Here is a 12,974-nt window from a genome sequence, read left to right as displayed (position 1 = left end):
CCGGGGATCCGGGCCACTGTATCCGTGGCCACGATCGCTGGACAAACGGATCAGCAAGACCTGCGCACGTCGCACAGTCTGCCGAGCCCCGGTGCCGTACGCCTGGTCAGAATGTACAGCAGTCGCGGATTCGACGCTCAGCGCGCGACAGGGACGAGTGCGGGATCCGACACCGGCAGCCGGCAGACGAAGCCGCGGCAGTCGTGCACGACGCCGTCGACGCCGTCGCGCTCGTCGAAGAGGGCGAAGCCGGCCGCGGCGAAAGCCCGCACCTGCTGCGGAGCCAGCACCGCGGTGAGATCGGCCTCGGCGGAGCGCGCGGCGATCGCGAGCGCCCCGCGCGGCTCCGAGGTCACCGCGACGATCTGCCGTGGCGGCCGAGCGAGCCCCGCCGCCACACGCAGGAGCGAGCCGGATCCGAACGGCTGCCGCATCGCCTGCGCTGCCCGCGCCGAGACCAGGGCTGCGGCCCGCTCGCGGTGCTGCTCCCCCGCCCCGAGCCGCCAGGCGGTCAACTCGGCCGCCGCCCGCGCAGACGTGCCGGACGGCAGGTCGCCGTCGCCGCCGTCCGCGGCGGCGGGGATCGCATGCGCGGCGAGCACCGGATCGGCCGCCGCGTCGGCGTCGAGCACCTCCAGTCCGCGCGTCGCCCAGCGCACATCGCCCGTCGCGAGAGCGAGGGCGAACAGCCCGTTCGCAAGCAGCCCGAGGTCGGCGTCCGTGGCGACAGCCGCCGCGGGCACCCCGTCCAAGGACGTGCGCACGAGGCGCCCGGCCGCGTCGCGGTTCACGGCCAGCACGGTCTCCGCGGCGTGGACGCCCGCGTCGATCCAGGACTGCTCGCCGAGCGCGGCGCCGGCGCGGGCCAGCGCGGCGATCGCGAGCCCGTTCCAGCCCGTGATGACCTTGCCGTCGACCGCCGGCGGCTGCAGCCTCTCCCGCTCGGCCACCGGGCGGCGGTAGTAGCCGCCCTCGCTGCGCTGCCCGTCGATCACGGACTCGGAGTCCTGCGCGGCACCGAACCCGCCCTCGGCGCGCTGCAGCACAGTGAGCAGGAAATGCGCGATGCCGCGCGCCACGTCCGCGCGCCCGGCGTCGATGGCCACATCCAGCAGCTGGGCGTTGTCGGTGAGCATCCGCTCGTAGTGCGGCACCGCCCAGTCCTGCTGCGTGGCGTAGCGGAAGAAGCCGCCGTCCTCGTCGCACAGCTCCGAGGTGGCCATCGCGTCGAGCGCACGCGCGACGACATCGGTGCGTCCCTGCGCCTGCAGGAAGCGCAGCGTCGTGGCGACCGGGAACTTCGGCGCCGTGCCGAACCCGCCGTGCCGGCGGTCCTCTCGCGCCACGATCTCGTTCGCGGCCGCCGTCAGCGCGGCCTCATCGGGCACCGGCGAGGGATCCGCCGACTCCGACGACTCCAGCGCTTCGGCGACCGCGCCGGCCAGCCCCTCCACCTCGGCACGGCGCTCGGTCCAGGCCTCGCGCACGGCGGCGAGCACGGTGCCGAACGCCGGGAGCTGTCCCCGAGCCACGGGCGGGAAGTACGTGCCGGCGTGGAAGGCCCGCCCGGACGGCGTGGCGAAGACGGTGAGCGGCCAGCCCAGATCCTGCGTGAACGCGGAGGCCGCCGCCATGTACGCGGTGTCGACCTGGGGATGCTCCTCGCGGTCCACCTTGATCGACACGAATCCGCGGTTGAGCTGTTCCGCCGTAGCCGGATCCTGGAACGACTCCCGCGCCATGACATGGCACCAGTGGCACGTGGAGTATCCGATCGAGATCAGCACCGGGACGTCGCGGCGCGCGGCCTCGGCGAACGCCTCCTCCCCCCACGGGTACCAGTCGACGGGGTTGTCGGCATGCGCGCGCAGATAGGGGCTGCCGGTGCCGGCGAGGCGATTGCTCATGGCCTCACGCTACGCCGGGCCGGGACCGCCCATGGCCGTTGAGCGAGCGCAGCGAGACGAAACGCGGCGTGCTTGCGAGAGCACCGCGTTTCGTCTCGGTCGGCTTCGCCGTCCTCGCTCAACGACCGGACGCGGCGATCAGTTGACCTCGTCGGGGTGCGAGGCGACGCGGCCGGATCCGTCACCCGGGTCGAGGGCGGAGATCGCGGCGAACTCGACGTCGCTCAGGGTGAAGTCGAACACGTCGAGGTTCTCCCGCAGGCGCTCGGCACGCACCGACTTCGGGAAGACGATGTTCCCCTTCTGCAGGTGCCAGCGCAGCACGACCTGCGCCGGGCTCTTGCCGTGCGCCGCTGCGGCGTCCGCGACGGCCGGGATGCCGAACAGGTCGTACTTGCCTTGGCCGAGCGGACCCCACGCCTCGATCTTCACGTCGTGATCGCGCGCCCAGGAGCCGACATCGCGCTGCTCATAGGCGGGGTGCAGCTCGATCTGGTCGACCGCGGGGGTCACGCCGGTCTCGGCGACGATGCGCTCCAGGTGCGGCACGAGGAAGTTCGAGACGCCGGCCGAACGGGCAAGGCCCCGGTCGCGGATTTCGACGACCTTCGCCCAGGCGTGCACGTAGTTGTCCTTGGCGGGGGTCGGCCAGTGCACGAGGTACAGGTCGACGTGGTCGAGACCGAGCTTCTCCAGGCTCTCCGCGATGGCCGCGTCGGGCTCGTCGCCGTCGTGCCGGTCGTTCCACAGCTTGGTGGTCACGAACAGCTCGTCACGCGGGATGCCACTCTTGGCGATCGCCGCTCCGACGCCCGCCTCGTTGCCGTAGATGGCCGCCGTGTCGATGTGGCGGTATCCGATCTCGAGAGCCTCAGTGACCGTGCGCTCGGTGTCGGCCGGGTCGACCTTGAAGACGCCGTAGCCGAGCTGAGGGATGGTGTGGCCGTCGTTGAGCAGGATTCCGGGAATCGTCGTCATGCCTCCAGCCTAGGTTCCCGCTCCGGAGGTCGGGTCGGCGTCCTCCGGCTCGGCTCCCGCCGACGAGCGCTCAGCGCTTGGGGGCAAGCGCCGCGTAGGCACGGGCGGCGAGCGCCGCCGGGGATCCGGCTCCGCGCACCCCTGCCGTCGACTGCGCCCACTCCTCCAGGCCGATGCGGATCGCCTCCGTCGCCGCCGCGGCGAGCACTCGCGCGGCGAGCCGGTCGCTCTCGCCGCGCTCGGCGATGAGGGCCACGAGGCGCTCCTCGGACTCGTGGTTCACGCGATGCCAGACGGCCCTGAGCTCGCGATCCTCGGCGAGCGCGCGCAGCAGCGGACGCATGCGGGCAAGACCTTCGGCGTCTTCGGGTGTCTCCGGGGTCAGCTGCGCGGCGAGCACTGCGGGGATCGCGACCGCGGGTTCGTCCTCGGCCTCCTCGAGAGCTGCCTGCCACCGTGCGGCGCCGATCTCGAGCACGGGCGCGACGGCGTCCTCCTTGGTCGCGAAGTAGCGATAGAAGGTGCGCAGCGAGACTCCTGAGGCCTCTGCGATCTCCGCCGCGGTCACCTGGGCGACGCCGCGCTCCGCGAAGAGGCGAGCCGCTTCCGCCGCGATCTCACCGGCGGTCGCGGCCTTGCGACGCGACATGAGTCCGGTGCGGGTCTGCATGCTCCGAGCGTACGGGAATACCTTCCGTTGTGAGGTGTTGTGTGTCAATATGGCACGTTGTGCCATTCAGGCACGACAAGACCGCAAGGAAGAAGGATTCGAATGAACCGCTATGAAGGTCGCCGCGCACTGGTCACCGGCGGCGGATCCGGCATCGGACAGGCCACGGTGCTGCGCATGCTCGCCGAGGGCGGGCGCGTGGTCGCCGCTGACGTCAGCGCTGCCGGGCTCGCGGACACCATCGCGAAGGCAGGCGACGCCGCCGATCGTCTCACCGCGATCGAGGTCAACATCGGCGACGAGACCTCCGTCCGGGCCGGCGTCGCCGCCGCGGTCGAGGCACTGGGCGGGCTGGACGTGCTGGTGAACGCCGCGGGCATCCTGCGCTCCTCGCACACGGCCGAGACCACGCTCGACCAGTTCCAGCAGGTCATCCAGGTCAACCTCGTCGGCACCTTCCTGATGATCCGCGAAGCGATCCCCGCACTGCTCGAAGGCAGCGACGCCGCCGTGGTCAACTTCAGCTCGACCTCGGCGATGTTCGCGCACCCGTACATGGCCGCCTACGCGGCGAGCAAGGGCGGCGTGCAGTCGATGACGCACGCGCTGGCGGCGGAGTATGCGAAGCAGGGCATCCGCTTCACAGCCGTGCAGCCCGGGTCGATCTCCTCCGGAATGACCGACGGATCCGGCCAGAGCGGGCAGAGCCGCGGACCGGGGCTGCCCGAGGACGCCGACATGAGCCTGTTCATGAAGCTCGCCCCGGCCATCGGCCAGGGCTTCGCGGGTCCCGAGTCCGTGGCCGGCGTGGTCGCGATGCTCGCGAGCGCCGACGGCGCCTTCATCACCGGCACCGAGGTGCGCATCGACGGCGGCACCCACTTCTGAGCCGCGCGGTCCGCTGATCCCTCGAGGCGGTCGGCACTCTCAGGCGAGGGCGCCGACCGCCTCTTCGATGAGCGCCCAGAACCGATCGACGTCCAGGTCCATCGCGATCGTGGCGTTGGGCTGCGCGCCGAGCACGCCGAGGAGATCCACGCTCGTGGCGCCCCTCGTGAAGACGCCCTCCGTCTCCACGTCGAGGCGTGCACGCACGGTCGTCGCCACTGAGGGATCGATGAGCATCGCGACCGTGATGGGGTCGTGCAGCGGCCCGTCCGGCATTTGCTCCGCGACCTCGTAGGTTGCGCAGAAGAACTCCAGCAGCTCCGCCCCGAACGCCGCCGTGCGGGTGCCGATGCGGCGGATCCGCTCCCGCACCTCCCTGGTGATGAGCGCCTGATGCGAGATGTTCAGCCCCGACCATCGTGAAGTCCACGCCGCTGTCGAGCACGAGCGCTATCGACTCGGGATCGGTCCAGGCGTTGAACTCCGCGTAGGGGGTCGCGTTGCCCCGGCCCGTCGACCCGCCCATCCAGACGACGCGCGCGATGCGCGGCAGCAGGTCGGGATGGTCGCGCACGAGCAGGCCGACGTTGGTGAGCGGCCCGGTCGCGACGATCGTGACCGGCTCCTCCGACGACTCCAGCACCGCGCGGATGAGAGTCGGAGCGTCCCGGTCATCCTCGGGAACGGTGGGCTCGGGCAGCACGGGTCCGCCGAGCGCGTTCGCGCCATGGATCTGCTCGGCGGGATGCAGCCGGCCATGGATCGGCCCGGCCGCGCCGGCGGCGATCGGGATGCCCTCGATCCCCGCGACCGTGCAGGCGATGCGGGCGTTGAGCGTGGTGAACTCCAGCAGAGCGTGGTGAACTCCAGCAGACCGTTCCCGCCGACCGTGGTGATCGCCCGCAGGTCGATCGCGGGGTTCGCGGCGGCGAGCCAGATCGCGAAGACGTCGTCGTGGCCGGGGTCGCAGTCGAGGATGACGGGGATGCTCATGGTGCCTTCAGTATCGCCGCTCGTCGTTCACCGGACGAGCCCGACAGAGGCGCTCCGCCGCGATAGGCTGGAGGGCTATGTCTGCGCCCGTGATCTCCTATCCGCCGGAACTCCCGGTCAGTGCCGCGCGCGACGAGATCGCCGCGGCGATTCGCGACCATCAGGTGGTCGTGGTCGCCGGTGCGACCGGATCCGGCAAGACCACGCAGCTGCCGAAGATCCTGCTCGAGCTCGGCCGCGAGCGCATCGCGCACACCCAGCCCCGCCGCCTCGCCGCACGCACGATCGCGGAGCGCGTGGCCGAGGAACTGCACGTGCCGCTGGGCGGGCTCGTCGGCTACAAGGTGCGCTTCACCGACCAGGTCTCGGACGAGACCCGGATCGCGCTCATGACCGACGGGATCCTGCTCAACGAGATCCACCGCGACCGGCTGCTGCGCCGCTACGACGCGATCATCATCGACGAGGCGCACGAACGCTCCCTCAACGTCGACTTCCTGCTCGGATACCTGCACCGGATCCTGCCCGAGCGCCCGGACCTCAAGGTCGTCATCACCTCGGCCACGATCGACCCGCACAGCTTCGCGAAGCATTTCGCCGAAGCGGACGGCGAGCCTGCCCCGGTGATCGAGGTATCGGGGCGGACCTATCCGGTCGAGATCCGGTACCGGCCGCTCGTGGATCCGGTCCCTGTGCGTGTCGAAGGGCCCGGATCCACGAAGTCCCGTCGACAAGCTCAGGGACCGAGGAAGCGCACCGAGTCCGAGCCCGAGGACGAGGTCACCGCGATCGTGCGAGCCCTCCAGGAGCTCGACCGCGAGGAGCGCGGCGACGTGCTCGTGTTCCTGCCCGGCGAGGCCGAGATCCGCGACGCCGCCGACGCGATCCGCGGCATCTACCGCTCTCAGACAGCGCCGGTCGAAGTGCTGCCCCTGTACGGACGGTTGTCGGCGGCCGAGCAGCATCGCGTCTTCGAGCCGTCGACGGTGGCGGGCCTGCGCCGCCGCGTGATCCTCGCCACGAACGTCGCCGAGACGAGCCTCACCGTGCCCGGCATCAAGTACGTGATCGACACGGGCACGGCCCGCATCTCGCGCTACAGCAGTCGCTCCAAGGTGCAGCAGCTGCCGATCGAGGCGGTTTCGCAGGCCTCGGCGAACCAGCGATCGGGGCGAGCGGGCCGCACGAGCGCCGGAATCGCAATCCGCCTGTACGGCGAGGACGACTTCGACAAGCGCCCCGAGTTCACCGAGCCCGAGATCCTGCGCACCTCGCTCGCCTCGGTCGTGCTGCAGATGCTCAGCCTCGGCTTCGGCGACATCGCGGAGTTCCCGTTCCTCACTCCCCCGGAGTCGCGCGACGTGCGCTCCGCGCTCGATCTGCTCGTGGAGCTGGGCGCGGTGCAGACGGGCCAGGGGGCTTCGACGAGCTCGGCGACCGCGGCCCCCCGGCTCACCCGGATCGGCCGCGACATCGCGCGCATGCCGATCGACCCGCGCTTCGCTCGCATGCTCGTGGAAGCGGGCCGGACAGGCGTGACGGCGCCCGTGCTCGCGATCGTCGCGGGGTTGTCGATTCAGGACGTGCGCGAGCGCCCGTCGGCGGACGCGCCGCAGGGCGTGCGCGACGAGGCGGAGCGGATGCACGCGCGCTTCGCGGACCCGACCAGCGACTTCCTGTCGATCCTGAACCTGTGGAACCACCTGCGCGAGCAGCAGAAGGAGCTCGGATCCAGCGCGTTCCGCCGGCTCTGCCGTTCCGAGCACCTGAACTACGTCCGGGTGCGGGAATGGTTCGACGTGCACCGGCAGCTGCGGACGCTCGTGAAGACCGGCCGCGACGCGGCGACGGACTCCGCCGCCCCGGACGCCGTCCACCGCGCGCTGCTCGCAGGGCTGCTCAGCCACGTCGGCATCCTGGACGAGCGCAACCTCACCAAGGGACCGCCGACGAAGGGCGGGCAGAAGGATCCGAAGCGACGGAGCGCCGAGTATCGCGGCGCGCGCGGGATCCGCTTCTCGCTGTTCCCCGGCTCCGCGCTGCGCAAGAAGGCCCCGCGTGCGGTCATGGCGGCCGAGATCGTGGAGACCTCGCGCACGTTCGCGCGCACGGCCGCAGCGATCGATCCGGCGTGGGCCGAGGCGCTCGCCGGCGACCTCGCCAAGCGGCAGATCTCCGAGCCGCACTGGTCCAAGGAGGCGGGCGCCGCGGTCGCGTACGAGAAGGTGACGCTGTTCGGCGTCGAGATCGTGGCGCGCCGACGGGTGCAGTTCGCGCGCATCGACCGGCCCGCGGCGCGCGAGTTCTTCCTGCGGAACGCGCTGGTCGAAGGCGAATGGGATCCGTCCCGGATCGACAAGCGCGTCTCGGCGTTCTGGCGCAGCAACGCGGAGCTGCGCCGCCGCTTGGAGAAGCTCGAGGAGCGCGAGCGCCGCCGCGACATCCTCGTCGGCGACGAGGCCGTGTTCCGGTTCTACGACGAGCGCATCCCGACCGACGTGTTCGATGTGCGCTCGTTCGAGGCGTGGTGGCGCGACGCCCTCCAGGCGACCCCGAAGCTGCTCGTCATGCGCGAGGCGGACCTGCTCGAGGACGACGATCGCGCGGATCAGCAGGACTTCCCCATCCGCTGGACCCAGACCGATCAGGTGCTCGGCCTGGCCTACCGCTTCGAGCCCGGGGCTCCCGATGACGGCGTGAGCGTGGTGATCCCGCTCGCGCTGCTGCAGCAGGTGCGCGACGCCGGCTTCGACTGGCAGGTGCCGGGGCTGCGCGCCGAGCTCGTGACGGCGCTGCTGCGGGCGCTGCCGAAGGCGATCCGGCGGCACGTCGTTCCCGCCGCGGACTGGGCGGAGAAGTTCGGCGCCGAACTCGCCGCCCAGGGACCCGAGTCGTCCCAAGGCCTACCCGTCCGCAGCCTGACCGAGGCGCTCGCCCGTCTCATCCAGCCGCTCGCGAATCAGCCCATGTCGGCCGCCGACTTCGACCTGGAGCGGGTTCCCGCCCACCTGCGGATGAACTTCCGCGCGGTCGACGAGCGCGGGCGGGTGGCCGGATCCGGCCGGCATCTGACCGTGCTGCAGCGGGAGCTCGCGGATCGGTCGAGGGCGAGCGTGGCCCGCTCGATCGAGCGGGGGCCCGGCCCGGCCCGGCGTGGGAGTGGTGCGGCGGATGTGGCTCACGCGAGCTCGGTCAACGCCGCAGCCCCGGCCGAGCGCGAAGGCCTCACCACCTGGGACGTCGGCGATCTGCCGGAGGTGCTGGACACCCGCGTGGCCGGCGGCGTGGTGCGCGGCTATCCCGCCCTCGTGGATCAGGGCAGATCCGTCGCGCTGCGTGTGGAGGCGACCGCCGAGGCCGCCCTGACGGCCACACGGGACGGAGTGCTGCGCCTGGTGCTCCTGGGGATCCCCTCCCCCACGTCGTACGTGCAGCAGCACCTGACCAGCCCGGAGAAGCTCGCGCTCGCCGCCTCGCCGTACCCGAACGTCGCGACGCTCATCGAGGACGCACGCGCGGCGGTCGCACGGGCGGCGATCGACCGTCTGACGGAACCTTCGACGGGCTCAGGGACCGCGGGCATCGTGCGCTCCGAGGCCGATTTCGCACGCGTGCGCGACGGCGTCTCCGCGGTCATCGTGGACGAGCTGTTCGCGCTGGTGTCGCTGATCGCGAAGATCCTCACGAAGGCGCGCGAGGTCGAGCGCGCGATGAAGGGTCAGAACTCTCTTGCCCTGCTCGGGCCGCTGAACGACATCCGCGGCCAGCTCGGCGGGCTGCTGCCGAACGGTTTCGTCTCCAACGCAGGCGTGGAGCGCCTCGCCCACTATCCGCGGTACCTGGACGGGATCCTGGATCGGCTGCGTACCCTCGCCGAAGCCCCGGGCAAGGATCGCACCCGGCAGAGCGAGTACGAGCGCATGGCGCAGGCCTACGCCGATGCCGGCGGCACGATCCCGCTGCCCGCCGGCGCCGAGCCCCGCCTCGTCGAGGTGCGCTGGTTGCTCGAGGAGTACCGCGTGAGCCTGTTCGCCCAGCGCCTGGGCACGGCGCAGCCGGTGTCTCCGCAGCGCATCGTGAAGGCACTCGCCGAGAAGTGAGACCGGCCGGCCGGGCACAAGCCCGCCCCGCCCCATCCGATGCGTCGTAGCCTGGAGCCATGGCGCAGGCGATCGTGCAGACCGAGCTCGGCGGACCGGAGGTCCTCACCCTCGTGGAGGTTCCGGATCCGGTGCCCTCTGCCGGCGAGGTGGTCGTGCGCATCGAGGCCGCCGGCGTGAATCCGATCGACGCCAAGCAGCGCAGCGGCCTGCGCCCCCTGCCGCCGATCACAGAGCCCCGGCACCTCGGCTTCGACGGAGCGGGTGTGGTGACCGCGATCGGATCCGGCGTCGACGATCTGGAAGTCGGCGATCGCGTCGCGATCCGCGACACCCGCGGCACGTATGCCACCGCGCTTGCGGTACCGGCCGCGCACGCCTCGGTGATTCCTGAGGGCGTCACCGCCGCGCAGGGCGCCGCACTCGGCATCCCCGCCGGCACCGCATACCAGTCGCTGCTCTCGCTCGGGGTCGGGCAGGGGGACCTGCTGCTCCTGCCCGCCGGATCAGGGGCGGTCGGCCAGGCCGCGATCCAGTTCGCCGTGGACTGGGGCGCCACCGTCATCGCGACGGGCGGCCCCTCGTCGCAGGAGCGGATACGCGCGCTGGGCGCGATTCCGGTCATCTATGGAGAAGGCCTGGAGCAGCGGATCCGCGACGCCGCAGACGGGCGAGAGATCACGGTGGCGCTCGACGGCGCCGGCACCGACGAGGCGATCGCGACGTCGCTCGCGCTCGTCTCCGACCGTGACCGGATCGCCACGATCGTGCGCGGCCCCGACGCGGCCGCGCTCGGCATCCGCGCGTTCAGCGGCGGCAGCCCCGTGCCGCTCACGGAGCAGGAGCTCGCCTGGCGCGCCGAGGCCGTGCCGGCGGCGCTCGGGCTCATCGCCCGGGGCCGGTTCTCGGTCGAGTTCGGACCGGAGCTGCCTCTCGCCGACGCCGCAGAGGCGCACCGCCTCATCGACGCGCACGCCGCGCACGGCAAGATCGTGCTGCACCCCTGACGCCACCCGGCGGGCTCTGACCCTTCGGATCCGCAACAGTCGGAAACATCCCTGCGGATCCGCACCCGCGCGCCCGAGGATGGGTCCGTGACCGATACCGCCGCCTCCGCCCCCGACACCCGTTTCGCGACGAAGCAGGTGCAGGCCGCGTATGTCTCCGGCACGCCGCAGAACACCGCCGTCCCACCGCTGTACCAGTCCGCCGCCTACGAGTTCGGCTCGCTGGCCGAGGCCCGCGACCTGTTCGCGCTGCGCCGTGCCGGCAACATCTACAGCCGCAACGCCAGCCCCACGCAGCAGCTGCTCGAAGAGCGGGTGACCGCGCTCGAGGGCGGTGTCTCGGCCGTCGCCGTCGCGAGCGGACAGGCCGCGGTCGCCGTCACGATCCTCGCGCTCGCGGGCCGCGGCGGGCACGTCGTCGCCGCCGACCGGCTCTACGGCGGCACGGTCGACCTGCTGCAGGACACGCTCGCCGACTTCGGCATCACCGTCACCTTCGTCGACCAGGACGACCCGGAGGCCTGGCGCGCGGCGGCGCACGACCGCACCCGGCTGTTCTTCGCGGAATCGGTCGCGAACCCGCTCGCGCAGGTGCTCGACATCCGCACGGTCGCCGACATCGCGCACGCCGCCGGAGTCCCCCTCGTGATCGACAGCACGGTCGGCACCCCGTACCTGATCCGCCCGGGTGAGCACGGCGCCGACATCGTCGTGCACTCCGCGACGAAGTACCTGAGCGGCCACGGCACCTCGCTCGGCGGGGTCGCGGTCGATCTCGGATCCTTCGACTTCGGCGCGGAACCCGCGCGCTGGCCGCAGTTCACGGCGCAGCACGACCGGTTCGGTCCGCTCTCGCTCTGGGAGCGGTTCGGACAGGGCTTCGCCTTCGCAGCACTGGTGAAGGCCAAGTACGTGCACGACCTGGGGCCGTCCCTGTCCCCGTTCAACGCGCACCAGATCCTGCAGGGCATCGAGACGCTCGACCTACGCGTCTCACGGCAGAGCGCGTCCGCGCAGGCGATCGCCGAAGCCCTCGCACAGAACCCCGCCGTCGCCGCGGTGCACCACCCCGGTCTCGCCGGCAACCCGTGGCACGACCTGGCCGCACGCTACCTCCCGCGCGGGATCCCCGCGGTGTTCTCGATCGATCTCGTCTCCACCGGTGACGAGGCCCTGGATCAGGAGCGCGTGGAGCGGTTCGTGGACGGTCTGAAGATCGTGCGCCTCGTGGCGAACATCGGCGACGCCCGCTCGCTCGTCTCCCACCCCGCCTCCATGACGCACTCGCACCTGAACGCCGCCCAGCGCGCCACCGCCGGCATCGCGGGGACCACGGTGCGTCTGTCGATCGGCATCGAAGACCCTGCGGACATCCTCGCCGACCTCCAGCAGGCGCTCGCTCTCGCCATCGCGGAGACGGCCGCGGAGCAGGAGTTCGCCACGGTCTGAGATCCGCTCAGCGCGACCTGTGTCCTCCGCGCGTTCGAAACTCAGTCGATCCTGCAGCTCACGACGGATTCGCGCCCGATCTCGACAGGATCGACTGAGTTCGGCACGACCGTGGCTCGGTACGCTGGTCCCGTGCCGATCCTGAACAAAGACATGACGTTGTGCATCTCGCTGTCCGCGCGACCGAGCAACAACGGCACCCGGTTCCACAACCACCTCTACGAGGCGCTCGAGCTGAACTGGATCTACAAGGCGTTCGCCCCGACCGACCTCGCGCAGGCGATCGCCGGCGTGCGCGGCCTCGGGATCCGCGGCTGCGCGATCTCCATGCCCTACAAGGAGGACGTGATCGCGCTGGTGGACCGGATGGATCCGTCCGCCACCGCGATCGACTCGGTCAACACGATCGTGAACGACGACGGCGTGCTCACCGCCTACAACACGGACTATTCGGCGATCGCCCAGCTCATCGCGCGGAACGAGATCGATCCGGCATCGTCCGTGCTGCTGCGCGGATCCGGCGGCATGGCGAAGGCGACCGCCGCCGCCTTCCGCGACGCGGGCTTCACGGACGTCACGATCGTCGCGCGCAACGAGGACGCCGGGCGAGCACTCGCCGGGCTGTACGGTTTCGGCTGGGCCGCGGACGTGGACGGGCACACCGCCGACGTACTGGTGAACGTCACGCCGATCGGCATGGCCGGGGGCGTCGAGGCCGAGGCCCTGTCGTTCCCCCCGTCCGCGATCGAGGCCGCCCGAGTCGTGTTCGACGTCGTGGCTCTCCCTGCCGAGACCCCGCTCGTGCGCGCAGGACTCGCCTCGGGCAAGACCGTCATCAACGGGGCCTCCGTCGCGACGCTGCAGGCGCTCGAGCAGTTCGTGCTGTACACGGGCGTCCGCCCCACCGACGAGCAGGTACGCGCCGCCGAGGAGTTCATGCGCGCGCAGTGAGCCGCCTCGGCCACGAAGCCCCCGAAGGGAT

The 12,974-nt window shown here is 71.5% G+C and carries 8 protein-coding genes and 3 pseudogenes; 5 read left to right on the top strand and 6 right to left on the bottom strand.

Going from position 1 to position 12,974, the window contains the following annotated elements; all coding sequences use genetic code 11:
* Positions 1–137: 137 nt before the first annotated feature.
* The 3 genes from AC1DMN_RS01890 to AC1DMN_RS01880 form a co-directional block, all read right to left on the bottom strand.
* Positions 138–1,907 (bottom strand): thioredoxin domain-containing protein, encoded by a 1,770-nt coding sequence (locus tag AC1DMN_RS01890; RefSeq protein ID WP_477229465.1) that lies wholly within the window; start codon positions 1,905–1,907, stop codon positions 138–140.
* Positions 1,908–2,045: 138 nt separating this feature from the next.
* Positions 2,046–2,885: an aldo/keto reductase gene (locus AC1DMN_RS01885; RefSeq protein WP_477229466.1), complete on the bottom strand. Its 840-nt coding sequence runs from the start codon at positions 2,883–2,885 to the stop codon at positions 2,046–2,048.
* A 70-nt stretch (positions 2,886–2,955) separates the two neighbouring features.
* Positions 2,956–3,555, bottom strand: a complete 600-nt coding sequence (locus AC1DMN_RS01880; RefSeq protein ID WP_440734649.1) for a TetR family transcriptional regulator — start codon at positions 3,553–3,555, stop codon at positions 2,956–2,958.
* 102 nt (positions 3,556–3,657) lie between these two features.
* Here AC1DMN_RS01880 and AC1DMN_RS01875 point away from each other — a divergent pair, with 102 nt between their 5' ends.
* The gene (locus AC1DMN_RS01875) at positions 3,658–4,443 is read left to right on the top strand and encodes an SDR family NAD(P)-dependent oxidoreductase (RefSeq protein WP_441976322.1); all 786 of its coding nucleotides are present in this window, start codon (positions 3,658–3,660) and stop codon (positions 4,441–4,443) included.
* Positions 4,444–4,482: 39 nt separating this feature from the next.
* Here the strand turns inward: AC1DMN_RS01875 and AC1DMN_RS01870 are convergent.
* The 3 pseudogenes from AC1DMN_RS01870 to AC1DMN_RS01860 all read right to left on the bottom strand — a co-directional run.
* Positions 4,483–4,857, bottom strand: a pseudogene (locus tag AC1DMN_RS01870) (nucleoside hydrolase); the annotation flags it as partial.
* A gap of 73 nt (positions 4,858–4,930) precedes the next feature.
* Positions 4,931–5,236, bottom strand: a pseudogene (locus tag AC1DMN_RS01865) (nucleoside hydrolase); the annotation flags it as partial.
* An 89-nt stretch (positions 5,237–5,325) separates the two neighbouring features.
* Positions 5,326–5,436: pseudogene (locus AC1DMN_RS01860) on the bottom strand (nucleoside hydrolase); the annotation flags it as partial.
* Between the two features lie 77 nt (positions 5,437–5,513).
* Between AC1DMN_RS01860 and hrpA the strand changes: the two are divergent.
* From hrpA to AC1DMN_RS01840, 4 genes are all read left to right on the top strand, one after another.
* A complete protein-coding gene (gene hrpA, locus AC1DMN_RS01855; RefSeq protein WP_477383870.1) occupies positions 5,514–9,536 on the top strand; it encodes an ATP-dependent RNA helicase HrpA in 4,023 nt (1,340 codons plus the stop codon).
* Between the two features lie 59 nt (positions 9,537–9,595).
* Positions 9,596–10,543 carry a quinone oxidoreductase family protein gene (locus AC1DMN_RS01850; protein WP_477229468.1) on the top strand — a complete coding sequence of 316 codons (948 nt, stop codon included), beginning with the start codon at positions 9,596–9,598 and terminating at the stop codon, positions 10,541–10,543.
* Between the two features lie 87 nt (positions 10,544–10,630).
* Positions 10,631–11,992, top strand: coding sequence for an O-acetylhomoserine aminocarboxypropyltransferase/cysteine synthase family protein (locus AC1DMN_RS01845; RefSeq protein WP_477229469.1), 1,362 nt, complete (start codon positions 10,631–10,633; stop codon positions 11,990–11,992).
* A 132-nt stretch (positions 11,993–12,124) separates the two neighbouring features.
* Positions 12,125–12,943: a shikimate 5-dehydrogenase gene (locus AC1DMN_RS01840; protein WP_477229470.1), complete on the top strand. Its 819-nt coding sequence runs from the start codon at positions 12,125–12,127 to the stop codon at positions 12,941–12,943.
* Positions 12,944–12,974 lie beyond the last annotated feature (31 nt).

This window comes from Microbacterium sp. 01T413_2 (assembly GCF_056398985.1).
The sequence above is the reverse complement of the archived record's forward strand: the minus strand, read 5'-3'. Positions and strand labels throughout refer to the sequence as shown.

What these genes read in the sequence shown, in the direction of transcription:
- AC1DMN_RS01890 (WP_477229465.1), bottom strand. Translation starts at nt 1,907, where the DNA reads ATGAGCAATCGCCTCGCCGGCACCGGCAGCCCCTATCTGCGCGCGCAT.
- AC1DMN_RS01880 (WP_440734649.1), bottom strand. Translation starts at nt 3,555, where the DNA reads ATGCAGACCCGCACCGGACTCATGTCGCGTCGCAAGGCCGCGACCGCC.
- AC1DMN_RS01850 (WP_477229468.1), top strand. Translation starts at nt 9,596, where the DNA reads ATGGCGCAGGCGATCGTGCAGACCGAGCTCGGCGGACCGGAGGTCCTC.
- AC1DMN_RS01885 (WP_477229466.1), bottom strand. Translation starts at nt 2,885, where the DNA reads ATGACGACGATTCCCGGAATCCTGCTCAACGACGGCCACACCATCCCT.
- AC1DMN_RS01875 (WP_441976322.1), top strand. Translation starts at nt 3,658, where the DNA reads ATGAACCGCTATGAAGGTCGCCGCGCACTGGTCACCGGCGGCGGATCC.
- hrpA (WP_477383870.1), top strand. Translation starts at nt 5,514, where the DNA reads ATGTCTGCGCCCGTGATCTCCTATCCGCCGGAACTCCCGGTCAGTGCC.